Source organism: Phytobacter sp. MRY16-398 (genome assembly GCF_003925915.1).
Taxonomy (GTDB): Bacteria; Pseudomonadota; Gammaproteobacteria; order Enterobacterales; family Enterobacteriaceae; genus Phytobacter; species Phytobacter diazotrophicus.
The window spans coordinates 545,491-569,207 of the sequence record NZ_AP018756.1; the positions used below are offsets into that span (position 1 = coordinate 545,491).

The following is a 23,717-nucleotide window of genomic DNA, read 5'->3' on the forward strand; positions in this document are numbered from 1 at the left end:
CTCTTGTTTAGTTTGATTGTGACAGGCGTGTTACCGCCGTCTGTAAAGCGTATGTACAACTGCCAGCATAAGGTCCGAAGACCACGCCAGTAGCGATTTCGGAGAGCCAGGAATGATGGCGAGATGGTTCGTGCGCATGCATATTGCTCAGAGTGAACTCAGTAAAGTCGAAGGGTGCCATAGGTTTCCGACTTGCGTGCTCCCGGCATGTTAAGATTGGGGCCGTTTAAAAGCAAAATGCGCAACTTGCCAGCCATCGTGCTGCTATCTCCTGCAATTTTCCGGTAAAAAACAAAATATACCTTCATTGCGTGGTTGTCACCTTTTTGGACCTTAAAAAGCCCGCCAGGCAAAACCAAAGTCGCACATTATAACTATTTCGTAGCATTTCGCAGCTAAATACTGGTCTTATCAGGGAAGATTATCAACCGCATTTGGTTTTATCCCTGCGATTGATAATGGAACTGCGGAGGAGTGCACATATCGAAACTTTAGCGCCACCACTGGCGGAACTTCTTGTATCGCCACGCTAATAGCCCGAATGCAGCGGCTGCATAAAGGAGCGGCAACGGCGATAATATCTTCACTGACCACAGGTAATGGATAGGGGCCAGGATCGCGACGAGATAGACGAAGTTATGCAATTGTTGCCATCGTTTACCCATTTTTCGCTGTGCCCACTGGGTAGATGTCGCTGCCAGGGCCAGCAGGATAAGCCAGCTCACAATTCCTAACATTAAATAGGGGCGCGTTGTCAGTTCCCGGCCAAGCAAAACCAGATTGTTGATCCCCAGTTCCAGCAGCGCGTAACTGGTCAGATGCAATGTTGCCCAGGCAAAACACCATAATCCCAGTAAACGACGGGTGCGAATAAGCAACGGTTGTTTAGCGTAACGCGCCAGTGGCGCAACCAGCAAGCCTGCCAGTAAAAATTTCAGCGCCATTCTGCCGGTAAAATGCTGAATGTCTTTTGCCGGGTCGGCACTAAAATACCCCTGCGACGATGCCCAGAACAACCAGACAAACGGCAGAAAACCTGCCAGGTGCAGCAATACTTTAAGCCAGATAATCTGTTTTGCTGTTAAACGCACTCAAAAATTCTCCCGCAGATCCAAACCACGATAAAGGGACGCCACTTCATCCGCATAGCCGTTAAAGAGAAGCGTAGGCTGGCGTTTTACATCCAGCACGCCGCCGGATCCGATAAAGCGCTCGGTTGCCTGTGACCAGCGAGGATGGTCGACATGCGGATTTACATTGGCAAAAAAACCGTACTCATTTGGCGCCGCAAGGTTCCAGGTGGTGGGGGGACGCTCTTTCGTTAGCTTAATACTGACTATCGACTTAATGCCTTTAAAGCCGTATTTCCACGGGACGGTCAGGCGGATCGGCGCGCCATTTTGTGGCGGCAACGCTTTGCCATAAACGCCAACCGACAATAATGTGAGGGGGTGCATCGCTTCATCTATACGTAACCCTTCTACGTAAGGATATTCCAGACCGCCGCCAATGAAGCGATCCTTCTGACCGGGCATCTCATCGGGGGCATAGAGGGTTTGAAAAGCCACATATTTAGCGTTGCTGGTGGGCTCGACCAGCGACAGCAGCTTATGCAGCGGAAAGCCGGTCCATGGAATCACCATCGACCAGGCTTCAACACAACGCATGCGGTAGATGCGCTCTTCCAGCGGGAAACGCGTGGTAAGCGCGTCATAATCAAGCGTAAGAGGTTTGGCTACTTCACCGTCAATTTTGAGCGTCCATGGATTGGTTTTCATGCTTCCCGCGTTAGCCGCAGGATCGGCTTTATCCAGCCCAAACTCATAAAAATTGTTATAGCCCGTCACTTTATCTTCCGGCGTTAATGTCAGCGTGTTTTGCCACTGAGCCGGTTTACTGAACTGGAGTGGTTTGCCGGGCTGGGCTTTAGGCCGATCATTTCCTTTAAACCAGTCAAGCAGATCGGCGCGCGCAGTGGGAGACAGACTCAGGGCAGCGGCGCTAATGCCCAGCGTTTTCAGGATCTGACGACGTCGCAGCATAAAAACGGATTCGGCGGTGACATCGGATTCAGTAAGTTTTTTCTTGTGCATAAATTTCCCCCTTTTTATTACTTGTAGCACGGCGAATATGGGGGCGGGGGATTATCACGAAAAATTGAAATCTGGCCGTTTACTGCCTACAGGTGGCCTTTGCTCCCCTGGATGATTGGCAAATAAATTCTGAGGGCTATACTCGCATAGTTGTATGCAATACTGATTGCCAGAAGCGTCAGGCCTGCTAGTATGCCGGGCTCGTTTTTCAAGTTAGCGCTTACTTTGTTTTCAGGGTTTGCCGCGTCTCGTTCTTTTACACTACGGAGTTAACACAAGGATGCGATTAACGACGAAATTCTCAGCTTTTGTGACGCTACTAACGGGCCTGGCAATATTTGTCACCCTGTTTGGCTGCTCACTGAGCTTTTACAACGCCATTCAGTCGAAGGTGATTAACCGCGTTGAATCGGTTGCGGCGGTGGTCGATACCCGTTTGATTTTTATGTCTCCTTCGGCCATCTCATCCCATCTGGATGAACTGATGGTGCCAGTAGACATTGTGGGGATTGAGGTACGTCAGGGAAAGCAAACCGTTCTGCAGCACACCCGCAAAAGCAGTTATCGCCCCGCCGGGAGTAATTACCAGTATCGTGAATTAGAAATTAACTCCCTTAAAAATCCGGGCATGACCATCACGCTGGTCTACCAGGATCCGATGGCTAACTATTTCCGTTCTCTCTTAACCACCGTACCGCTGACGCTGGCGATCGGTTTTATGGTCCTGATTATTTTCCTCTCTGTACGCTGGCTGCGCCGACAGCTATCGGGGCAGGAATTACTCGAACTTCGCTCCACCCGCATTCTTAATGGGGAGCGCGGGGCGCAGGCGCGTGGTTCTATTTATGAATGGCCATCCCGCGCCAGTAGCGCGCTGGATGTTCTGCTCTCAGAGATCCAGTTCGCCAGCGATCAGCGCAGTCATATCGATACGCTGATCCGCTCCTACGCCGCCCAGGATACCAAAACCGGGCTCAATAACCGTCTGTTCTTTGATAATCAACTGGCCACATTGCTTGAGGATCAGGAGAAAGTCGGCGCGCACGGCGTTGTCATGATGATCCGGTTACCCGATTTTGAATTACTGCGCGATAGCTGGGGGCGCCCGGCCGTCGAAGAGCATCTGTTTATGCTCATTAACCTGTTATCAACATTTATTATGCGTTATCCCGGCGCGCTGCTGGCGCGGTACCACCGCAGCGACTTTACCGTGCTGTTACCGCACCGCACATTAAAAGAAGCGGAAAGTATCGCCGGGCAGATTTTAAAGGCCGTGGATGGCCTGCAACCCAGCAAAATGCTCGATCGTGAAGATATGATGCACATTGGCATTTGCGCCTGGCGCAGCGGACAGTCAACAGAACAGGTCATGGAGCATGCCGAAGCTGCGACCCGCAATGCGGTATTGCAAGGGGGGAATAGCTGGTCGGTTTACGACGATACGCTGCCGGAGCAGGGGCGCGGCAACGTTCGCTGGCGTACGCTCATTGAGCAAATGCTTAGCCGTGGCGGCCCGCGGGTCTACCAGAAGCCAGCAGTTAATCGCGAAGGGATTGTTCACCATCGCGAACTGATGTGCCGCATCTATGATAGCGACCAGGAAGTTATTTCTGCGGAATATATGCCCATGGTGCTGCAGTTTGGTCTGTCGGAGGAGTATGACCGACTGCAAATTGGACGCCTCATTCCTTATCTGGGGTACTGGCCGGAAGAAACCCTCGCCATGCAGGTGACCGTGGAGTCGCTTATTCGACCACGTTTTCAGCGCTGGCTGCGCGATACCTTGATGCAATGTGAAAAATCACAGCGTCGACGGATTATTTTTGAACTTGCCGAGGCTGATGTTTGTCAACATATCAGCCGGTTACAACCGGTGGTGCGGTTGATTAATGCGTTAGGCTCGCGAGTTGCTGTCACGCAGGCGGGTCTCACCCTGGTCAGTACCAGCTGGATTAAAGCGCTGGATGTCGAATTGCTAAAACTTCATCCTGGGATTGTCAGGAACATTGAGAAACGCACGGAAAATCAGCTACTGGTGCAAAGTCTCGTGGAAGCCTGCAAAGGTACGCATACGCGCGTTTTCGCCACTGGTGTTCGTTCCCGTGGCGAATGGCAGACGCTGATTGAACGTGGCGTTTCGGGTGGTCAGGGGGATTTTTTTGCTTCCTCCCAGCCGCTTGACACCAATGTGAAAAAATATTCGCAAAGATACTCGGTTTGAACTGCCGTTTAAGCCGTTTTCACGTAGAATAACGCGCGCTGTATCGTACGTATGGGGGTGTGCTTGCCTGCCCGCCAGATTGCCACAGCGCGAACGCTAGTTTTAACCTTTGACAGGTTACAAACGCAGGGCAAGGATTGCTCCCGCCATGGTTCATTCCTGAAGGAGTCAGGTTGTTTGTAACAAAGGAAACAAACTGCACTAATTTTCACCGTAGCAGATGATTTTTGCGCCTTGTCGCTGCTGCGTGTGGTTGGTAAAGTAAGCGGATTTTGTTTTCCGCCCCAGCTTTCAGGATTATCCCTTAGTATGTTGAAAAAATTTCGTGGCATGTTTTCCAATGACCTGTCCATTGACCTGGGTACCGCGAATACCCTGATTTATGTAAAAGGACAAGGCATCGTATTGAATGAGCCTTCCGTGGTAGCCATTCGCCAGGATCGTGCCGGTTCACCGAAAAGTGTAGCCGCGGTAGGTCATGAAGCTAAGCAGATGCTGGGCCGTACGCCGGGCAACATTGCGGCTATCCGCCCGATGAAAGATGGCGTGATCGCCGATTTCTTCGTGACAGAAAAGATGCTCCAGCACTTCATCAAGCAGGTGCACAGCAACAGTTTTATGCGTCCGAGCCCGCGCGTGTTGGTTTGTGTGCCGGTTGGCGCGACCCAGGTAGAGCGTCGTGCGATCCGTGAATCCGCTCAGGGTGCTGGTGCGCGTGAAGTTTTCCTGATTGAAGAACCTATGGCTGCCGCAATCGGTGCAGGCCTGCCGGTTTCTGAGGCAACCGGTTCTATGGTTGTCGATATCGGTGGTGGTACCACAGAAGTGGCCGTTATCTCTCTGAACGGCGTGGTCTACTCCTCCTCTGTACGTATCGGTGGTGACCGTTTCGATGAAGCGATCATTAATTACGTTCGCCGTAACTACGGCTCTCTGATCGGTGAAGCAACCGCTGAGCGTATTAAGCACGAGATCGGTTCTGCTTACCCGGGTGACGAAGTCCGCGAAATCGAAGTTCGTGGCCGTAACCTGGCAGAAGGTGTTCCGCGTGGCTTCACACTGAACTCTAACGAAATTCTGGAAGCACTGCAGGAACCTCTGACCGGTATTGTTAGCGCGGTGATGGTCGCACTGGAACAGTGCCCACCAGAACTGGCGTCCGATATTTCTGAGCGCGGTATGGTTCTGACCGGTGGTGGCGCGCTGCTGCGCAACCTTGACCGCCTGTTAATGGAAGAGACAGGTATTCCTGTCGTAGTTGCAGAAGATCCACTGACTTGCGTAGCGCGTGGCGGCGGCAAGGCGCTGGAAATGATCGATATGCACGGCGGCGATTTGTTCAGCGAAGAATAGTCTGATTCAGATTCGGGGCGAAGATATCGCCCCGGATTTGTCTGGCCTGAGAATACGCAAAGCCTATGAAGCCAATTTTTAGCCGTGGCCCGTCGCTACAGATTCGCCTTTTCCTGGCGGTGGTAGTGGCGCTCGGAGTTATTATTGCCGACAGCCGCCTCGGTACGTTCAGTCAAATTCGAACGTACATGGATACTGCCGTCAGTCCTTTCTACTTTATTTCCAATGGTCCTCGCGAATTATTAGATAGCGTTTCACAAACGATCTCGTCGCGCGATCAACTTGAGCTTGAAAATCGGGCATTGCGTCAGGAACTGTTGTTGAAAAACAGCGAGCTGCTGATGTTAGGGCAATATAAACAGGAGAACGCGCGACTGCGCGAGCTGCTGGGTTCGCCGCTGCGTCAGGACGAACAGAAAATGGTCACCCAGGTTATTTCAACGGTCAACGATCCGTATAGCGACCAGGTTGTTATCGACAAGGGCAGCGCTAACGGTGTCTATGAAGGCCAGCCGGTGATCAGCGATAAAGGTGTAGTAGGCCAGGTTGTCGCAGTAGCCAAACTGACCAGCCGGGTCCTGTTGATTTGTGATGCGACCCATGCACTGCCGATTCAGGTGCTGCGTAACGATATTCGCGTTATTGCCGCAGGCAATGGCTGTACTGACGATCTGCAACTGGAACATCTGCCAGCCAATACCGATATTCGGGTAGGGGATGTGCTGGTGACGTCCGGTCTCGGTGGGCGCTTCCCGGAAGGTTATCCTGTTGGGGTGGTCTCTTCCGTAAAACTCGACACGCAGCGGGCGTATACCGTTATCCAGGCGCGTCCTACCGCAGGCTTGCAGCGTTTGCGCTACTTGCTTTTGCTGTGGGGTGCCGATCGTAACGGCACGAATCCGATGACGCCGGAAGAAGTACACCGCGTGGCTAACGAACGTTTGATGCAGATGATGCCGCAAGTGTTGCCTGCCCCGGATGCGATGGGGCCGCCTGCGCCGATCCCTGCACCTGCAACCGGTATTGCCGGGCCGCCGTCACCGTCTCAAGGCTCCCGGGGAGGCCAATAGTGGCAAGTTACCGTAGCCAGGGGCGATGGGTTATCTGGCTCTCGTTTCTTATCGCATTGTTGCTTCAAATTATGCCCTGGCCGGATGACATTCTTGTCTACCGGCCAAACTGGGTGTTACTTATCCTGCTTTACTGGATTCTGGCGCTACCGCACCGCGTAAATGTCGGCACAGGTTTCGTTATGGGTGCCATACTGGATCTCATTAGCGGATCCACGCTTGGTGTACGTGCGTTGTCTCTGAGCATTATCGCCTATCTGGTCGCGCTTAAATTTCAACTGTTCCGTAACCTGGCGCTATGGCAACAGGCGCTGGTGGTGATGGTCTTGTCGCTGGCAACCGAAGTCATCGTCTTCTGGGCAGAGTTTTTGGTCATTAATGTCTCCTTCAAACCAGAAATTTTCTGGAGTAGCTTCGTTAATGGCGTGCTTTGGCCGTGGCTTTTCCTGCTTATGCGTAAAATTCGCCAGCAGTTTGCCGTGCAATAAAGGTTTTTATGACATCGATTTGGCTTGCCTCTGGTTCCCCGCGTCGTCAGGAACTGCTCACTCAACTGGGCGTGACCTTCGAGCGAATTATTCCCGGTATTGAAGAGCAACGTCGGGCGCAAGAAAGCGCCCAACATTATGTTGTGCGGCTGGCAAGGGAAAAGGCGCTCGCAGGTGTGGCGATGGTTTCTCGCGATTTGCCCGTGCTGGGGGCTGACACGATTGTCATATTTAATGGTGAAGTGCTTGAAAAACCGAAAGACTCCTCGCATGCTGCTAAAATGCTGCGACAGCTCTCTGGTCAGACCCATCAGGTGATGACGGCCGTCGCGCTGGCGGACAACCAACACCTGCTGGATTGTCTGGTGACAACCGAGGTGACGTTCCGAACCCTTTCTGATGATGATATTGCTACCTATGTTGCCAGCGGTGAGCCGATGGACAAAGCCGGTGCGTACGGAATTCAGGGGCTGGGCGGCTGTTTCGTCAGGAAAATAAACGGGAGTTATCACGCTGTGGTGGGTTTACCGCTGGTAGAGACCTGGGAACTGTTGAGCAACTTTAACGCATTGCGCGAGGGAAGAGACAATCATGACGGCTGAATTGTTAGTCAACATTACGCCATCGGAAACACGCGTGGCCTATATCGATGGCGGTATTCTGCAAGAGATTCACATTGAACGTGAAGCGCGGCGCGGGATAGTAGGCAATATCTACAAGGGTCGGGTCAGTCGCGTACTGCCTGGTATGCAGGCGGCTTTTGTAGATATTGGTCTGGATAAGGCCGCGTTTCTTCACGCCTCGGACATTATGCCTCACACCGAATGTGTGGCGGGGGAAGAGCAGAAGAACTTCACCGTTCGCGATATCTCTGAGCTGGTGCGTCAGGGGCAGGACCTGATGGTGCAGGTGGTGAAAGATCCGCTGGGTACCAAAGGTGCTCGCCTGACCACAGACATCACTCTACCTTCTCGCTATCTGGTCTTCATGCCTGGTGCATCACACGTTGGGGTTTCTCAGCGTATTGAAAGCGAGGCTGAACGAGAGCGACTCAAGCAGGTCGTCTCTGAGTATTGCGATGAGCAGGGCGGATTCATCATTCGCACGGCGGCAGAAGGGGTGTGCAATGAGGATCTCGCCTCCGATGCAGCCTACCTCAAGCGGGTATGGACGAAAGTCATGGAGCGCAAAAAGCGTCAGCAGACCCGGTGCAAGCTCTACGGCGAACTGGCGCTGGCGCAGCGTGTGCTGCGTGATTTTGCCGATGCTCAACTTGACCGGATCCGCGTTGACTCACGTCTGACCTATGAGATGCTGCTGGAGTTCACCGCTGAATACATGCCGGAAATGACCAGCATGATTGAACATTACAGCGGTCGCCAGCCGATATTCGATCTCTATGACGTTGAGAATGAAATTCAGCGCGCGCTGGAAAGAAAAGTGGAGTTGAAATCCGGTGGCTATTTGGTTATTGACCAGACCGAAGCGATGACGACGGTGGATATCAACACCGGGGCGTTCGTTGGCCACCGTAATCTCGATGACACCATTTTCAATACCAATATCGAAGCCACACAGGCTATCGCTCGCCAACTGCGTTTACGTAACCTTGGCGGCATTATCATCATTGATTTCATTGATATGAATAACGATGACCATCGCCGCCGTGTCCTGCATTCACTGGAACAAGCCTTGAGCAAGGACCGTGTGAAGACCAGCATAAACGGTTTCTCTCAGCTCGGCCTGGTTGAGATGACCCGTAAACGTACGCGTGAAAGCGTGGAACATGTTCTCTGTAATGAATGCCCAACCTGCCATGGACGAGGCACAGTAAAAACGGTGGAAACCGTCTGCTACGAAATCATGCGCGAGATCGTTCGCGTACACCATGCTTACGACTCGGATCGTTTCCTGGTCTATGCTTCTCCTGCTGTGGCGGAAACCCTGAAAGGGGAAGAGTCTCATGCGCTGGCTGAGGTCGAAATCTTTGTCGGTAAGCAAGTTAAAGTGCAAATTGAGCCGCTCTATAATCAGGAGCAGTTTGATGTGGTGATGATGTAAAAGACGATTACGTCCAGACGTTTGTTAACAAGGAGAGGTGCGTGAGGCGATTGCCGGGGATATTGCTGCTTACAGGTGCGACGCTGGTGGTGATAGTGGCGCTGCTGGTAAGTAGCTTGCGCCTTATCCTGCCCCATCTGGATAACTGGCGCCCTGAAATCCTGGCGAAAATTCAGGCGCACACCGGTATTGTGGTCGATGCCAGTCAGTTGAACGCCAGTTGGGAAAATTTCGGCCCCATCCTCGACGTTCGTGACGTTAAAGCCACCCTCAATGACGGCGGCGATCTGTCCGTTAAACGCGTCACCCTGGCGCTGGACGTCTGGCAAAGCCTGCTACAAATGCGCTGGCAGTTCCGCGATCTCACGTTTTATCAGTTGGCTGTGCGCACGAATACCCCGTTACAGCGCAATGATGATGGTAAAGCGATAGAAACTGACCGTATCCGCGATCTTTTCCTTCGCCAGTTCGATCACTTCGTTCTGCGCGACAGTCGCCTTAGCTTTTTGACCCTCTCCGGCCAGCGTGCCGAACTCGCGATCCCTCAATTGACCTGGCTTAATAGCGATGACCGACACCGTGCAGAAGGCCAGGTGAGCCTGTCCAGCCTGACCGGACAGCATGGCATTATGCAAGTGAGAATGGATCTTCGCGATGACAGGGGCATCCTCAATAACGGTCGGCTGTGGCTACAGGCGGACGACATCGACGTTAAGCCCTGGCTTAATAAATGGATGCAGGACAACGTTGCCCTGGAGAGCGCCCAATTCAGTCTCGAAGGCTGGATGACCCTCAATAAAGGTGTGGTGGAAAGTGGTGATGTCTGGCTTAAAAAAGGCGGCGCAAGCTGGCCCGGGGACAAAGATAATCACCAACTGTTGGTTGATAACCTGACGGCACACGTCTCGCGTCAGCAGCAGGGCTGGCAGTTTGATATTCCCACTACGCGCATCACAATGGATGGACACCCGTGGCCGCAAGGCTCTCTGGCCTTTGCGTGGGTGCCGGCCAGGGAAGCGGGTGGGGAAAAAGATCAGCGTAGTGATGAATTACGCGTCCGCGCCAGTCGCCTCGATCTGGGTGCGCTTGATGGGATGTTGCCGATTGCCGAAAAAATTTCACCACAACTGGGAAAAGTCTGGCGAACAATGGCCCCGGAAGGGCTGCTGGAAAACCTGGCGCTGGATATTCCGCTACAGGCGACGGAAAAAACGCGCTTCCAGGCAAACTGGAAAGACATCTCCTGGAAGCAGTGGGAGCTGCTGCCCGGCGTCGAGAACCTTTCCGGTACGTTGTCTGGTAGCGTTGAAAATGGGCGCGTGACTTTCGACATGGCAAAGGCAAAAATGCCTTATGCCACGGTTTTCCGTGCGCCGCTGGAGATTGAAAAAGGGGTAGCGACCCTCGCCTGGCAAAACGATGAGCGTGGTCTGCAGATTGATGGACATGATATCGACGTGCAGGCGAATGCGATTCACGCCAGGGGCGATTTCCGCTACTTGCAGCCTAAAGACGACGAGCCGTGGCTGGGTATTCTGGCAGGCATTAATGTTACCGATGGCGGCCAGGCATGGCGCTACTTCCCGGAAAACCTGATGGGCAAAGCGCTGGTGGATTACCTGAGCGCGGCGATTCAGGGCGGGCAGGCTGATAACGCGACGCTGGTCTATGGCGGCAACCCACGGCTATTTCCTTATAAGCATAATGAAGGGCAGTTTGAGGTGCTGGTGCCGTTACGTAACGCCACCTTTGCCTTCCAGCCAGACTGGCCTGCGCTGAAAAATTTCGATATTCAACTCGATTTCATCAATGACGGCCTGTGGATGAAGACGGATGAAGTGGCATTAGGCGGTGTTAAAGCCACAAACCTGACGGCTGTCATTCCGGATTATATTAAAGAGAAACTGCTCATTGATGCCGATATCAACGGGCCAGGGAAAGCGGTTGGGCCCTATTTTAAAGATACGCCGCTGAAAGATACGCTTTCTACAGCCCTCGATGAGCTCCAGTTGGATGGTGATGTGAGTGCTCGCTTACATCTTGATATTCCGCTGGACGGCGAGATAACGACCGCGAAAGGCGATGTCGTCCTCAACCACAATAATCTGTTCATTAAACCGCTTAACAGCACGGTGAAAGATTTGCGGGGCTCGTTCAGCTTTGTTAACGGTAATCTGAAAAGCGAGCCACTGCAGGCGATGTGGTTTAACCAGCCTGTGAACATTGATTTCACGACCACCGAAGGGGCGAAAGCCTATCAGGTGGCGGTCAATCTGAATGGTAACTGGCAACCGGCGAAAACGGGCGTCATGCCGCAGCAGCTCAGTGATGCGGTGAGCGGCAGTGTGGGCTGGAAAGGCAAAGTGGACATCGAAATGCCGCACAGCGCCGGGGCAAAATATAACGTCAGTATCGACGGTGATTTGACGGATATCGCCAGTCGCCTGCCGCCGCCGCTTGATAAACCTGCGGGCAAAGCATTACCGGTGAAGGTGAATGTTGAAGGCAATCTGCGCAGTTTCGATCTGACCGGCAGCGCAGGCAATAGCAACCATTTTAACAGTCGCTGGTTACTCAACCAGAAACTCACCCTCGACAGGGCAATCTGGACATCTGATAGCCGCACGCTGCCGCCACTGCCTGAGCAGGCCGGTCTTGAACTGAATCTGCCGCCAATGAACGGCGCGCAGTGGCTGGGTCTGCTGCGCCAGGGCGTTGCCAGTAACGTCAGTAACGCAACGTCGTTCCCGGCCAGTGTCACGCTGCGCACTCCGGCGCTCACCCTGGCAGGTCAGCAGTGGAACAACCTGAGCATTGTCTCGCAGCCACAGGCGTCAGGGTCGGTTGTCGAAGCTCAAGGGCGTGAAATTAACGGGACGTTTACGCTGCGCGATAACGCACCGTGGCAGGCTGCGATTCGCTACCTTTACTACAACCCGTCAGCGACAGCGTCGGATGACAACGATATCTCTTCGCCGTCGACGTTGCTGCGCGGCAAGACGCAGGTGGACTTCACCGGCTGGCCGGATCTGCAACTGCGTTGTGCTGAGTGCTGGCTGTGGGGACAAAAATATGGCCGTATTGAGGGCGATTTCGCGATCAACGGAGATACCCTGTCGCTGGTAAATGGTCTCATCGACAGCGGCTTTGCCCGCCTCACTGCCGATGGCGAGTGGGTCAACAAAATCGGCGGGGAACGTACCTCACTGAAAGGTACACTGCACGGTGACAAAATCGATTCGGCGATGAATTTCTTCGGGATTTCAACGCCTGTGCGCAATGCGCCGTTTGATGTGAACTATGATTTACACTGGCGTAGCGCGCCATGGCAGCCGCAGGAAGAGTCGCTTAACGGTATTCTGCGCACCCGCCTCGGCAAAGGGGATATTACCGATATCAGTACCGGGCACGCCGGGCAACTGTTGCGCCTGTTTAGCGTCGATGCGTTGCTGCGCAAGCTTCGTTTCGATTTCAGCGACACGTTCAGCAGTGAAGGGTTCTATTTTGACTCTATCCGCAGCGCCGCTTGGATCAAAGATGGTGTTCTGCATACTGACGATACGCTGGTGGACGGCCTGGAAGCTGATATTGCGATGAAAGGGTCGGTGGATCTGGTACAGCGCCAGTTAGATGTCGAGGCAGTTGTCGCACCGGAAATCTCAGCAACGGTAGGCGTTGCGGCTGCCTTTGCCGTTAACCCGATTATCGGTGCTGCGGTGTTCGCCGCCAGTAAAGTTTTGGGGCCGCTGTGGAATAAAGTCTCCATTTTGCGTTATCGCATCACCGGTCCGGTAGACAAACCACAAATCAATGAAGTCTTACGCCAGCCGCGTACAGATAAAAAGCAATGATTTGACGGCGTCGGCGAATTGCCTCAAGCTCCTTATATCACACTTTTTTTATTGCCCGATGTGGCGGCAACGACGAGTAGCAAACGATGAGTCTGAACCTGGTAAGTGAACAATTGCTCGCAGCGAATGGCCTGAATCATCAGGATCTATTTTCCATCCTTGGTCAACTGACCGAGCGCCGACTCGACTACGGTGACCTCTATTTTCAGTCGAGCTATCACGAATCCTGGGTGCTGGAAGACAGTATCATCAAAGACGGGTCATACAACATCGACCAGGGCGTTGGTGTGCGTGCGGTAAGCGGCGAGAAAACCGGTTTTGCCTACGCTGACCAAATTAGTCTGCTGGCGCTGGAGCAGAGCGCGCAGGCGGCACGTACCATCGTGCGTGAGTCGGGCGATGGGCGCGTGCAAACGCTCGGCGCCGTTGAGCATCAGGGACTCTATGCCAGCATTGACCCGCTGCAAAGCATGAGCCGGGAAGAGAAGCTGGATATTCTGCGCCGCGTCGACAAAGTGGCCCGTGCAGCGGATAAGCGTGTACAGGAAGTGTCCGCCAGCCTGACCGGTGTGTATGAATTAATTCTGGTTGCCGCGACGGACGGTACGCTGGCGGCGGATGTTCGCCCGCTGGTACGCCTCTCTGTGAGTGTGCAGGTGGAAGATGACGGCAAACGTGAACGCGGCTCCAGCGGTGGCGGCGGTCGTTTTGGCTATGACTGGTTCCTGAAAGATGTCGATGGCGATGTCCGTGCCGATGCCTGGGCAAAAGAAGCCGTGCGGATGGCACTGGTGAATCTCTCTGCTGTGGCGGCGCCTGCCGGAACACTGCCTGTGGTGCTGGGCGCTGGCTGGCCGGGCGTATTGCTGCACGAGGCGGTCGGGCACGGTCTGGAAGGCGACTTTAACCGCCGTGGCACATCAGTATTCAGTGGTCACATGGGCGAGCTGGTAGCCTCTGAGCTTTGTACTGTTGTTGATGATGGCACCATTGCCGATCGCCGAGGTTCCGTCTCTATCGACGACGAAGGTACGCCGGGCCAGTACAATGTGCTGATTGAAAACGGTGTGTTGAAAGGCTACATGCAGGATAAGTTGAATGCCCGTCTGATGGGCGTTGCGCCAACCGGTAACGGTCGTCGCGAATCCTATGCGCATCTGCCGATGCCGCGTATGACCAACACCTACATGCTGGCAGGGAAATCAACGCCGCAGGAGATCATCGAGTCGGTCGAGTTTGGTATTTATGCGCCGAACTTTGGCGGTGGTCAGGTGGATATCACCTCCGGTAAGTTCGTGTTCTCTACCTCAGAGGCCTATCTGATTGAAAAAGGCAAGGTGACGAAGCCGGTGAAAGGGGCAACCCTGATTGGCTCGGGCATTGAAGCCATGCAGCAGATCTCCATGGTGGGTAATGATCTGAAACTGGATAACGGCGTCGGTGTCTGCGGCAAAGAAGGCCAGAGCCTGCCGGTGGGTGTCGGTCAGCCGACGCTGAAAGTGGACAACCTGACCGTCGGTGGGACGGCGTAAGTTCGGTTTATTCCCGGATGGCGCAGTGCCGTCATCCGGGATCGCATCCTACAATCTCCGCCCCTGTACGCCCTGATACAGCTTCGCGACCTCGTTAAAATAATCCGTCAAATAGTTAATACACACCTGCACCTTTAGCGGCAGTTTGTCTTTTTCCGTATACAGAGCCCATACCGGACGCGGATCGGACTGATAGCGGCTGAACAAGATCTCCAGCGTCCCGTTATTGATCTCGTTGATCGCCCACATCAACGGTACATAGGCGATCCCGGCCCCGGCGGTAAGCCAGCGTGTCATGGTCATCGGATCGTTGGTGACAAAGCGGCCCTGGGGGATCAGGCGAGTGGAAATGCCCTCTGGTGCGATCAGCTCAAATTCATTATCTGGTCTGACGCTGTATTCCAGCCATGAATGATTAACAAGATCCGTGGGTTTTTCCGGAATACCGTACTGGGCCAGATAACTTTTAGCAGCGCAGACGACCATCGGCATCGCGCCCAGACGACGTGAAAACAGGCTGGAATCCTGCAATGCGCCCACCCGGATGACGACATCCAACCCGTCGGCAATCAGATCCGGCGCGGGAATGCCCGTCACCAGATTCACCGATAAACCGGGGTACTCTTTCAGCATCGCGGCGGTCATCTGCGCCAGAACATTGTGCGCCATGGTTGAAGAACAACCAATGCGCAGCGTACCGATGGGCGTGTTATTGAAGGCGTAAAGCTGTTCATGGACATCCTGCACTTCATGCAGCATGCGTCGGCAACCCTGATAATAAATTTTCCCGGCTTCGGTGAGCCCAAGGCTGCGTGTACTGCGGTTTAACAGCTTAACCTGTAGCTCATCTTCCAGCTTCGCCACCGTTTGACTGATGGAAGATACGCTCATTTGCAACTGCCGGGCCGCGGCAGTAAACGAGCCTTGTTCCACCACTTTGGCGAATACCGACATGCGTTTAAGTCGTTCCATTATTCACTCTGGCTTAAAAGTGATTTAGATCACATAATATAGATAACAGCATAACAGTTACGTTAATATACTATTCGCTGAATAATTAACGTGCCGATCTCGCCTTGCTTCCTGCTCCGCTGCGGTGCGTATAAGAAATATTGTCGCCTGCATTCTCTCTAATCAAGGTCAACATGAGTCTGTTTCCCGTTATCGTGGTGTTCGGTCTGTCGTTCCCACCGATTTTTTTTGAATTGCTTTTGTCACTGGCGATCTTCTGGCTGGTGCGCCGCATGCTGATCCCAACCGGGATCTATGATTTTGTCTGGCATCCGGCGTTGTTCAATACTGCGCTCTACTGCTGCTTGTTTTACCTGCTGTCGCGTCTGTTTGTTTGAGGTAGAAGTGAAAACACTAACAAGAAATTTCTTTCGTACCGCCATCACCCTGGCGCTGGTTATCCTCGCTTTCATCGCTATTTTCCGCGCATGGGTGTACTACACAGAATCCCCCTGGACCCGCGATGCGCGCTTTAGCGCCGACGTGGTCGCTATCGCGCCTGACGTCGCCGGATTAATTACCGACGTCAGCGTTCACGATAACCAACTGGTTAAAAAAGACCAGGTGCTGTTTACCATCGATCAGCCGCGTTATCAGAAAGCGCTGGAAGAGGCCGAAGCGGATGTCGCTTACTACCAGGCGCTGGAAAGTGAAAAGCGCCGTGAAGCAGGCCGCCGTAACCAGCTTGGCGTTCAGGCGATGTCCCGCGAAGAAATCGATCAGGCCAACAACGTCCTGCAGACAGTATTACATCAACTGGCGAAAGCGCAGGCCACACGCGACCTGGCAAAACTGGATCTGGAACGCACGGTGATTCGCGCACCGGCAGACGGCTGGGTTACCAACCTCAATGTCTACGCCGGGGAGTTTATTACCCGTGGTTCAACGGCCGTCGCGCTGGTCAAACAGAACTCCTTCTATGTTCAGGCTTATATGGAAGAGACCAAACTGGAGGGCGTTCATCCTGGCTTCCGGGCCGAAATCACTCCGCTGGGCAGTAACCGGGTTCTGAAAGGCACGGTAGAGAGCGTGGCCGCCGGGGTGACCAATGCCAGCAGCAGCAATGACAGCAAAGGGATGGCGACCATTGATTCGAATCTTGAGTGGGTACGTCTGGCGCAACGCGTGCCGGTACGTATTCGCCTGGATGAGCAGCAGGGGAATCTCTGGCCAGCAGGCACGACGGCTACGGTTGTGGTAACGGGGCAAACCGATCGCGATGAGAGCCACGACTCATTTTTCCGCAAACTGGCTCATCGCCTGCGTGAATTTGGTTAATCCCTATGGCTATGTTTTCCATCGCCAGCTACCACGTTCGCTTCGCCCTCAAACTCGCATGCGCTATCGTACTGGCGCTGTTTGTCGGTTTTCATTTCCAACTGGAAACACCGCGCTGGGCAGTATTGACGGCGGCGATTGTGGCGGCAGGTCCGGCTTTTGCTGCCGGGGGAGAACCCTGGTCGGGCGCGATTCGTTACCGCGGTATGCTGCGTATTGTCGGTACTTTTATTGGCTCTATCGCCGGTCTGACCATCATCATCGCCATGATCCGCGCTCCATTCCTGATGCTGACGGTCTGCTGTATCTGGGCGGGGTTTTGTACCTGGGTTTCTTCGCTCGTCCGTGTGGAGAACTCTTATGCCTGGGGACTGGCAGGCTATACGGCGCTGATTATTGTTGTGACGATCCAGAGCGAACCGCTGCTGGCCCCTCAGTTTGCCGTTGAGCGTTGCAGTGAAATCGTTATCGGTATTGTCTGCGCCATTACGGCAGATTTGCTGTTTTCGCCCCGTTCGATTAAACGCGAGATTGACCGCGAGCTGGACAGTTTGCTGGTGGCCCAATACCAGCTAATGCAGTTGTGCATTAAACATGGTGACCCTGAAGATGTGGATAAAGCCTGGGGAGCGCTGGTGCGGCGCACGACTGCCCTGGAAGGGATGCGCAGCAACCTGAAAATTGAATCTTCCCGCTGGGGGCGCGCCAACCGCCGTCTGACAGCGATCAATACGTTGTCGCTTACGCTGATTACCCAGGCCTGTGAAACGTATCTGATCCAAAATACGCGACCCGAATTGATTACCGACACGTTCCGCGAACTGTTCGATGAGCCCGTAGAAACCGTTCAGGATGTGCATAGACAAATGAAGCGGATGCGCCGGGTGATTGCCTGGACCGGTGAACGTGAAACACCAGTCACCATCTATAGCTGGGTGGGGGCGGCAACACGGTATTTGCTGCTCAAACGCGGCGTGGTGAGCAACACCAAAATCAGTGCGACGGAAGAAGAAGTCCTGCGCGGCGAAGTGGTTATCAAACCGGCATCGGCGGAACGCCATCATGCGATGGTCAACTTCTGGCGTACCACTCTATCCTGCGGATTAGGAACCTTATTCTGGTTGTGGAGCGGCTGGACTTCCGGCAGTGGAACCATGGTGATGATCGCGGTGGTGACGTCGCTGGCAATGCGTCTGCCAAATCCGAAAATGGTGGCTATTGATTTTCTGATAGGGACGTTGGTCGCCCTGCCGGTCGGTGCGCTCTATTTTCTGTTTATCATCCCTTCGACGCAGCAGAGCATGCTATTGCTCTGCATCAGCCTGGCTGTACTGGCTTTTTTTGCCGGTGTCGAGGTGCAGAAACGGCGGCTGGGTTCGCTGGGGGCGCTGGCAAGTACCATCAACATTATCGTGCTTGATAACCCGATGACGTTTAAGTTCAGCCAATTTCTTGATAGCGCGCTCGGGCAAATTATCGGCTGCGGGCTGGCGCTGATCGTCATTTTGCTTGTGCGGGATAATTCGCAGGCACGTACCGGACGGATGTTGCTCAATCAGTTTGTCTCGGCGGCCGTTTCGGCGATGACAACCAACAGCGCGCGACGTAAAGAGAACCATCTTCCTGCGCTCTATCAGCAGCTTTTTTTACTGTTGAATAAATTCCCTGGCGATGTGGCGAAATTCCGCCTGGCGCTGACATTGATCATTGCTCATCAGCGTTTACGTGATGCGCCTGTACCGGTGAATGATGAGCTTTCGGCGTTCCATCGACAGCTTCGCCGTACGGCTGACAGCGTCATCTCCGCCCGATCTGACAGCAGACGACGGCACTATTTCTCGCAGTTGCTGGAGGAGCTGGAAGTCTATCAGGCGAAATTGCAGCACTGGGATGCGCCGCCGCAGGTGACCGAGCCGGTAAAACGACTTACCGGAATGTTACATAAATATCAGCACGCCCTAACCAGCAGCTAGACCCAAAACCGACGCCAGAAGCGTCGGTTTTTTTATGGCTATACTTTACGGGAGCTTTTGTAAATCACAGATCAGGAGGACAAATGACAACGCAGGCATTGCAGGACAGCGAACTTTTCCAGACGGGCTATCTTGTCGATGGCGTCTGGAAATCGTTGGACACGACATTTGACGTACTGAACCCGGCGACCGGCGAGGTTGTCGCAAAGGTAGCAAAAGCCGGGAAAAAAGAGACGGAAGCCGCTATCGCCGCAGCCACCAGGGCTTTTCCCGCCTGGCGTGCGAAAACGGCAAAAGAGCGTTCCGCTATCCTTTATCGCTGGTACGAATTGATCATTGAAAACAAAAGCTGGCTGGGAAGGTTGATGACCACCGAACAGGGCAAGCCCTTAAAAGAAGCCGAAGGTGAGGTGGACTATGCTGCAAGCTTTATTCAATGGTTCGCCGAGCAAGCGAAGCGTGCTAATGGCGAAATTATCCCGCCGATAAAACCCGGATCGCGTATTTTTGCTACCCGCGAACCCATTGGCGTTGTGGCAGCGATAACCCCATGGAATTTCCCGATGGCGATGCTGACCCGTAAGCTGGGACCTGCGTTAGCCGCAGGGTGTACGGGCGTGATTAAACCCGCCAATAACACGCCGCTCAGTGCCTTTGCGCTGCTGGCGCTGGCGAAAAAAGCGGGTGTGCCGGACGGTGTGCTAAATGCGGTGGCCGGGAATACATCGGAAATTAGCGATGCGATCATGGCGAGCCATGATGTACGCAAAATTTCCTTTACCGGATCTACCGCCGTCGGTAAAACGCTGGTGCGTAACGCAGCTGAAACCATGAAGAAAGTCTCCATGGAACTCGGGGGCAACGCGCCTTACATCGTCTTTGAAGACGCAGATATTGATGCGGCGGTAAAAGGGGCGGTTGCCAATAAATTCCGTAATGCCGGGCAAGTATGCGTGAGCGTTAACCGTTTTTATATTCATGAGTCGGTGTATGACACCTTCACGCAGAAACTGGCAGAGGCGGTCAATGCCCTTAAAGTCGGGAATGGTCTTGACGACGGTGTGGTGGTTGGCCCGCTTATTGAATCTTCTGCGGTGGATAAAGTGCGTGAACACGTGGAAGACGCCGTCGCAAAAGGGGCGAAAGTTCTGGCTGGGGGTAAAGCGCACGCGTTAGGGGGGAATTTCTGGCAGCCCACCGTCCTGGGGGATTGTAGCGATGGCATGAAGCTTGCGAACGAAGAGACGTTTGGCCCGGTCGCCGCCTGTTTTCGCTTTACGACCGAGGATGAAGTTATCCAGCGCGCTAACGCAACGCCGTTTGGTCTTGCAGCCTATTTCTACACCCAAAACTTATCCCGCGTATTTCGCGTCTCCCAGGCGATTGAAAGTGGGATGATTGGTATCAATGAATGCGCGGTATCTACCGAGCTGGGCCCCTTTGGCGGTGTAAAAGAGTCCGGCCTGGGGCGGGAAGGCTCCGTTCTGGGGCTGGAAGAGTTTATGGAAGTCAAAACCCTGCATCTCGGGGGATTATAGTGAAACGGGTGGCGTAAGCCGCCCGACAGGGCTGGATGGCGGACAATGAATACCTATACCTTCGATTTTGCTGAGATCGACACGCAAAGTAAGTTCTATCGCGAATTTTCCCGCCGGTTTGCTCTCAATGGGGCAAGCATTACCGATCTGGATTCATTATGGATAGTGGTGACGGAAAAGTTGCCGTTACCGGTTGAAATTGAGTTCATTCATCTTAGCGAAACCCTGCGGCGGCGTTTCGGCGCGCTCATTCTGCTGTTTGATGAAGCGGAGGAAGAGCTGGAAGGGCAGTTGCGTTTTAACGTGCGCTAATGCAGCACAAAAAAAAGCCCCCGACAGGCGGGGGCAAGTCGTCGGAGTAGACGACGAGGGTTTATTTGTAGAGTTCCGCCGTTGCGTGCCAGGTATCACCTTCCTGGAGTTCGGTCACGTGGTAGGCTTTCGCGCCTGCCGCGTCCGCTTTAGCAGATAATTCGTCACGGATGCTCATTGGAGAACTTGCGGTCTGGGAAACAGAAATGGTCCCAATGGCCTGCATGTTTTGTGTTTGGTTATCGGACAGTTGGGTGGCTGCGCTGGCACCAAAAGAGATCAGTGAAGCTAAACCAAGGGCTGCGATGATTGCGTTACGTTTCATTGTCTTTCTCCTCAATACTCAACGGCGAGAAGGTTTATACCGCTATTTTTATGCCTGGTGCCGCTGAGTGATGATGACATAGGGTTGTCGGTTAATTATTTATACAGTTCAGCAGTGGCATGCCAGCTATCGCCGGTACGTGCTTCGATGATGCGATAAGAAGACGCACCCTGTTCTTCAGCTTTTTTGTTCAGTTCCGCACGCATATCCATCGGGGATGATGCAATGCCACCGACGGAGACGGTGCCTAATGATTGGCGATTTTGCGCCTGGCCAGCATCGATAGAGCTTGCTGCAAATGCGCCAAATGACAGAACAGAAAGGATGCTGAGTGTTGCTACAGTTGATTTGATTTTCATAATGCTTACCTCGTCGAATCTTAATTCCTGAGGGCTTTGTTTCGTGACCCTCATCACAAAATCAAGTATACACTAATAACGTGTAAAATTAATACTGAGCTAATTATTGCTATTGTAAGTAAGTGGTAAAGAAACCTTTTTTTATAGTCAAAAAGGCATAAAAAACGGGTGATTTTGAGCGGGGTTTTATTTTTTAATATTTAAAATCAAGTGGATGTGTGATTTTGATTTTTTGTGCGAAAACATTCATTGCGTGAATGAAATGCGACAGAAATTCGCACATTGTGTTAAAGCAAAGGGGATCAGAAAGAGGTGTGACCCTAACAGAGGCACTTCCCCGGCACGAAACCGGGGGAAGGAATTAAAGCTCTTGTTCGAAGAGAACGAGGATGGCTTCGTAAAGTTCTTTGACCGTAAAGCCGCTTGCCGGGGTAGTGAAAATGGTATCGTCACCGGCAATAGTACCCAGAATACCTTCCGCTTTGCCCAGCGAGTCCAGTAAGCGCGCAATCAGTTGTGCAGCGCCTGGGCTGGTATGAATAACAACAACGGCGTCGTTGTAATCGATATCAAGCACCAGATTTTTGAGCGGGCTGGAGGTGGTTGGAACACCCATTTCGACAGGCAAACAGTACACCATCTCCATTTTGGCGTTGCGCGTACGCACCGCGCCGAATTTAGTCAACATGCGGGACACTTTAGACTGATTGATATTGTCAAAGCCCTGTTCTTGTAACGCCAGAACAATCTCTCCCTGAGAACTAAATTTCTCTTCTTTAAGTAGCGCTTTAAACGCTTTAACTAATTCTTCTTGTTTTGCCGAGCTTCGCATAAGTCACCCGTATTAAGGCCGTGAAAACTACATTATTATGCACATGGATGAATTTTTATGCAAATAATCTACTGTGGAAATAACTCAAATTTTCTTATAGTTCACGTAAATTTTATCAAATTACGTTATGGAACCTACTGTGTCATGTGTCGCAAATTCAAGCAAAAGTAAAATAAATGTTACTGAAATGATATTGTTTAGATGGATATCAGCGCTATATTGTAAACTCTCAATCTTAGTTGCTTGGTTTGCCGGTCCGACGGTCGTGAAAGCCCATTATAATATTTTAAAAGCGTGCCATGCCGCAGAATTTTGGCTGGTTCGTTGCCATAATTATCAGGGTGAATTAAGGTCGCCGCAATGGAGTAACAAAATATTTAGCTAACCATAATAAGGAGTTTATGATGAAAGTTGCAGTCCTCGGCGCAGCTGGTGGCATCGGCCAGGCGTTAGCTCTACTACTTAAAACACAACTGCCTTCAGGTTCAGAACTCTCGCTCTATGATATTGCTCCTGTAACCCCTGGGGTTGCTGTTGACCTCAGCCATATTCCTACCGCAGTGAAAATTAAAGGTTTTTCTGGAGAAGACGCAACGCCTGCCCTGCACGGTGCGGATGTGGTGCTGATTTCCGCGGGCGTCGCGCGTAAACCGGGTATGGATCGTTCCGATCTCTTTAATGTGAATGCCGGTATTGTGAAAAACCTGGTCGCGCAAATTGCCAAAACCTGCCCCAAAGCCTGTATTGGCGTGATCACTAACCCGGTTAACACTACAGTGGCGATTGCCGCAGAGGTGCTGAAAAAAGCCGGTGTGTATGACAAAAACAAACTGTTCGGCGTGACAACGCTGGATATCATTCGCTCCAATACCTTTGTGGCTGAGCTGAAAGGTAAGCAGCCAGGCGAGGTTGAAGTGCCGGTCGTGGGCGGACATTCAGGCGTCACCATTCTGCCGCTGCTGTCGCAAATTCCGGGTGTCAGCTTCTCTGAGCAGGAAATTGCCGATCTGACAAAACGTATTCAGAACGCGGGCACTGAGGTGGTCGAAGCAAAAGCGGGTGGCGGGTCTGCAACACTCTCTATGGGCCAGGCAGCCGCGCGCTTTGGCCTGTCGCTGGTGCGTGCGTTGCAGGGCGAAAAAGGTGTTGTTGAATGTGCCTATGTTGAAGGCGATGGCCAGTATGCCCGCTTCTTCTCTCAGCCGCTGCTGTTAGGTAAAAATGGTATTGAAGAACGCCAGTCGATTGGCAAATTAAGCGCCTTTGAACAGCAGGCGCTGGAAGGGATGCTGGAAACCCTGAAAAAAGATATTCAGCTCGGCGAAGATTTTGTTAACAAATAAATAGCTGCCGCCGTCTGGTACGCCGTTTGCCTCCAGAGACGCGCAAAAAAAACCGGAGTTCATTGGGCTCCGGTTTT

At 52.9% G+C, this 23,717-nt stretch carries 20 protein-coding genes and 1 pseudogene; 14 read left to right on the top strand and 7 right to left on the bottom strand.

Annotated features, from left to right (window positions below; genetic code table 11):
• Nucleotides 1–7: 7 nt before the first annotated feature.
• The 3 genes and pseudogenes from MRY16398_RS02630 to msrP form a co-directional block, all read right to left on the bottom strand.
• Nucleotides 8–257: pseudogene (locus tag MRY16398_RS02630) on the bottom strand (type II 3-dehydroquinate dehydratase).
• Nucleotides 258–491: 234 nt separating this feature from the next.
• Entirely contained in the window at nt 492–1,091 is a 600-nt protein-coding gene (msrQ, locus tag MRY16398_RS02635) for a protein-methionine-sulfoxide reductase heme-binding subunit MsrQ (protein WP_125123801.1), read from the bottom strand.
• A complete protein-coding gene (gene msrP / locus MRY16398_RS02640) occupies nt 1,092–2,093 on the bottom strand; it encodes a protein-methionine-sulfoxide reductase catalytic subunit MsrP (protein WP_039077406.1) in 1,002 nt (333 codons plus the stop codon).
• Nucleotides 2,094–2,373: 280 nt separating this feature from the next.
• Between msrP and csrD the strand changes: the two genes are divergently transcribed.
• The 8 genes from csrD (at nt 2,374) to tldD (ending at nt 14,669) form a co-directional block, all read left to right on the top strand.
• A complete protein-coding gene (gene csrD, locus MRY16398_RS02645) occupies nt 2,374–4,314 on the top strand; it encodes an RNase E specificity factor CsrD (protein ID WP_125123802.1) in 1,941 nt (646 codons plus the stop codon).
• A 309-nt stretch (nt 4,315–4,623) separates the two neighbouring features.
• A complete protein-coding gene (gene mreB / locus MRY16398_RS02650) occupies nt 4,624–5,667 on the top strand; it encodes a rod shape-determining protein MreB (RefSeq protein WP_006818047.1) in 1,044 nt (347 codons plus the stop codon).
• A 65-nt stretch (nt 5,668–5,732) separates the two neighbouring features.
• A complete protein-coding gene (gene mreC / locus MRY16398_RS02655; RefSeq protein WP_071194416.1) occupies nt 5,733–6,737 on the top strand; it encodes a rod shape-determining protein MreC in 1,005 nt (334 codons plus the stop codon).
• A complete protein-coding gene (gene mreD / locus MRY16398_RS02660; RefSeq protein WP_039077409.1) occupies nt 6,737–7,225 on the top strand; it encodes a rod shape-determining protein MreD in 489 nt (162 codons plus the stop codon). The genes mreC and mreD overlap by 1 nt, the downstream gene beginning before the upstream one ends.
• 8 nt (nt 7,226–7,233) lie before the next feature.
• On the top strand, nt 7,234–7,827 hold the full coding sequence (locus MRY16398_RS02665; protein ID WP_039077410.1) for a Maf family protein: 594 nt from the start codon (nt 7,234–7,236) through the stop codon (nt 7,825–7,827).
• Nucleotides 7,817–9,286 (top strand): ribonuclease G, encoded by a 1,470-nt coding sequence (gene rng, locus MRY16398_RS02670; RefSeq protein WP_039077411.1) that lies wholly within the window; start codon nt 7,817–7,819, stop codon nt 9,284–9,286. The genes MRY16398_RS02665 and rng overlap by 11 nt, the downstream gene beginning before the upstream one ends.
• A 41-nt stretch (nt 9,287–9,327) precedes the next feature.
• Nucleotides 9,328–13,137: an AsmA2 domain-containing protein YhdP gene (gene yhdP / locus MRY16398_RS02675; protein WP_125123803.1), complete on the top strand. Its 3,810-nt coding sequence runs from the start codon at nt 9,328–9,330 to the stop codon at nt 13,135–13,137.
• 86 nt (nt 13,138–13,223) lie between these two features.
• Nucleotides 13,224–14,669: a metalloprotease TldD gene (tldD, locus tag MRY16398_RS02680; RefSeq protein WP_039077413.1), complete on the top strand. Its 1,446-nt coding sequence runs from the start codon at nt 13,224–13,226 to the stop codon at nt 14,667–14,669.
• A gap of 48 nt (nt 14,670–14,717) precedes the next feature.
• On the opposite strand, the gene aaeR is transcribed toward tldD, so the two are convergent.
• On the bottom strand, nt 14,718–15,641 hold the full coding sequence (gene aaeR / locus MRY16398_RS02685) for an HTH-type transcriptional activator AaeR (RefSeq protein WP_071194419.1): 924 nt from the start codon (nt 15,639–15,641) through the stop codon (nt 14,718–14,720).
• 173 nt (nt 15,642–15,814) lie between these two features.
• On the opposite strand from aaeR, the gene aaeX reads away from it, so the two are divergent.
• The 5 genes from aaeX (at nt 15,815) to MRY16398_RS02710 (ending at nt 20,781) form a co-directional block, all read left to right on the top strand.
• Complete coding sequence (aaeX, locus tag MRY16398_RS02690) at nt 15,815–16,018, top strand: p-hydroxybenzoic acid efflux pump operon protein AaeX (protein ID WP_039077415.1); 204 nt, start codon at nt 15,815–15,817, stop codon at nt 16,016–16,018.
• 7 nt (nt 16,019–16,025) lie between these two features.
• Complete coding sequence (aaeA, locus tag MRY16398_RS02695) at nt 16,026–16,958, top strand: p-hydroxybenzoic acid efflux pump subunit AaeA (protein ID WP_039077416.1); 933 nt, start codon at nt 16,026–16,028, stop codon at nt 16,956–16,958.
• Nucleotides 16,959–16,963: 5 nt separating this feature from the next.
• Entirely contained in the window at nt 16,964–18,931 is a 1,968-nt protein-coding gene (gene aaeB / locus MRY16398_RS02700; RefSeq protein ID WP_125123804.1) for a p-hydroxybenzoic acid efflux pump subunit AaeB, read from the top strand.
• Nucleotides 18,932–19,014: 83 nt separating this feature from the next.
• Complete coding sequence (locus tag MRY16398_RS02705) at nt 19,015–20,469, top strand: NAD-dependent succinate-semialdehyde dehydrogenase (protein ID WP_107223886.1); 1,455 nt, start codon at nt 19,015–19,017, stop codon at nt 20,467–20,469.
• Nucleotides 20,470–20,514: 45 nt separating this feature from the next.
• Nucleotides 20,515–20,781: a barstar family protein gene (locus tag MRY16398_RS02710; protein WP_039077419.1), complete on the top strand. Its 267-nt coding sequence runs from the start codon at nt 20,515–20,517 to the stop codon at nt 20,779–20,781.
• Between the two features lie 61 nt (nt 20,782–20,842).
• Here MRY16398_RS02710 and yhcN (MRY16398_RS02715) read toward each other — a convergent pair whose 3' ends face one another.
• From yhcN (MRY16398_RS02715) to argR, 3 genes are all read right to left on the bottom strand, one after another.
• On the bottom strand, nt 20,843–21,106 hold the full coding sequence (yhcN, locus tag MRY16398_RS02715; RefSeq protein ID WP_039077420.1) for a peroxide/acid stress response protein YhcN: 264 nt from the start codon (nt 21,104–21,106) through the stop codon (nt 20,843–20,845).
• 95 nt (nt 21,107–21,201) lie between these two features.
• Entirely contained in the window at nt 21,202–21,465 is a 264-nt protein-coding gene (yhcN, locus tag MRY16398_RS02720; RefSeq protein ID WP_039077421.1) for a peroxide/acid stress response protein YhcN, read from the bottom strand.
• A gap of 361 nt (nt 21,466–21,826) precedes the next feature.
• Nucleotides 21,827–22,297, bottom strand: coding sequence for a transcriptional regulator ArgR (argR, locus tag MRY16398_RS02725; RefSeq protein WP_039077422.1), 471 nt, complete (start codon nt 22,295–22,297; stop codon nt 21,827–21,829).
• Nucleotides 22,298–22,701: 404 nt separating this feature from the next.
• Between argR and mdh the strand changes: the two genes are divergently transcribed.
• Nucleotides 22,702–23,640 carry a malate dehydrogenase gene (gene mdh, locus MRY16398_RS02730; RefSeq protein ID WP_039077423.1) on the top strand — a complete coding sequence of 313 codons (939 nt, stop codon included), beginning with the start codon at nt 22,702–22,704 and terminating at the stop codon, nt 23,638–23,640.
• Nucleotides 23,641–23,717: the final 77 nt, after the last annotated feature.

Excerpts from the sequence above, each read along its gene's own strand:
- msrP (WP_039077406.1), bottom strand. The coding sequence starts at position 2,093 with ATGCACAAGAAAAAACTTACTGAATCCGATGTCACCGCCGAATCCGTT.
- csrD (WP_125123802.1), top strand. The coding sequence starts at position 2,374 with ATGCGATTAACGACGAAATTCTCAGCTTTTGTGACGCTACTAACGGGC.
- mreB (WP_006818047.1), top strand. The coding sequence starts at position 4,624 with ATGTTGAAAAAATTTCGTGGCATGTTTTCCAATGACCTGTCCATTGAC.
- mreC (WP_071194416.1), top strand. The coding sequence starts at position 5,733 with ATGAAGCCAATTTTTAGCCGTGGCCCGTCGCTACAGATTCGCCTTTTC.
- MRY16398_RS02665 (WP_039077410.1), top strand. The coding sequence starts at position 7,234 with ATGACATCGATTTGGCTTGCCTCTGGTTCCCCGCGTCGTCAGGAACTG.
- rng (WP_039077411.1), top strand. The coding sequence starts at position 7,817 with ATGACGGCTGAATTGTTAGTCAACATTACGCCATCGGAAACACGCGTG.
- tldD (WP_039077413.1), top strand. The coding sequence starts at position 13,224 with ATGAGTCTGAACCTGGTAAGTGAACAATTGCTCGCAGCGAATGGCCTG.
- aaeR (WP_071194419.1), bottom strand. The coding sequence starts at position 15,641 with ATGGAACGACTTAAACGCATGTCGGTATTCGCCAAAGTGGTGGAACAA.
- aaeX (WP_039077415.1), top strand. The coding sequence starts at position 15,815 with ATGAGTCTGTTTCCCGTTATCGTGGTGTTCGGTCTGTCGTTCCCACCG.
- aaeB (WP_125123804.1), top strand. The coding sequence starts at position 16,964 with ATGGCTATGTTTTCCATCGCCAGCTACCACGTTCGCTTCGCCCTCAAA.
- MRY16398_RS02705 (WP_107223886.1), top strand. The coding sequence starts at position 19,015 with ATGACAACGCAGGCATTGCAGGACAGCGAACTTTTCCAGACGGGCTAT.
- MRY16398_RS02710 (WP_039077419.1), top strand. The coding sequence starts at position 20,515 with ATGAATACCTATACCTTCGATTTTGCTGAGATCGACACGCAAAGTAAG.
- yhcN (WP_039077420.1), bottom strand. The coding sequence starts at position 21,106 with ATGAAACGTAACGCAATCATCGCAGCCCTTGGTTTAGCTTCACTGATC.
- yhcN (WP_039077421.1), bottom strand. The coding sequence starts at position 21,465 with ATGAAAATCAAATCAACTGTAGCAACACTCAGCATCCTTTCTGTTCTG.
- argR (WP_039077422.1), bottom strand. The coding sequence starts at position 22,297 with ATGCGAAGCTCGGCAAAACAAGAAGAATTAGTTAAAGCGTTTAAAGCG.
- mdh (WP_039077423.1), top strand. The coding sequence starts at position 22,702 with ATGAAAGTTGCAGTCCTCGGCGCAGCTGGTGGCATCGGCCAGGCGTTA.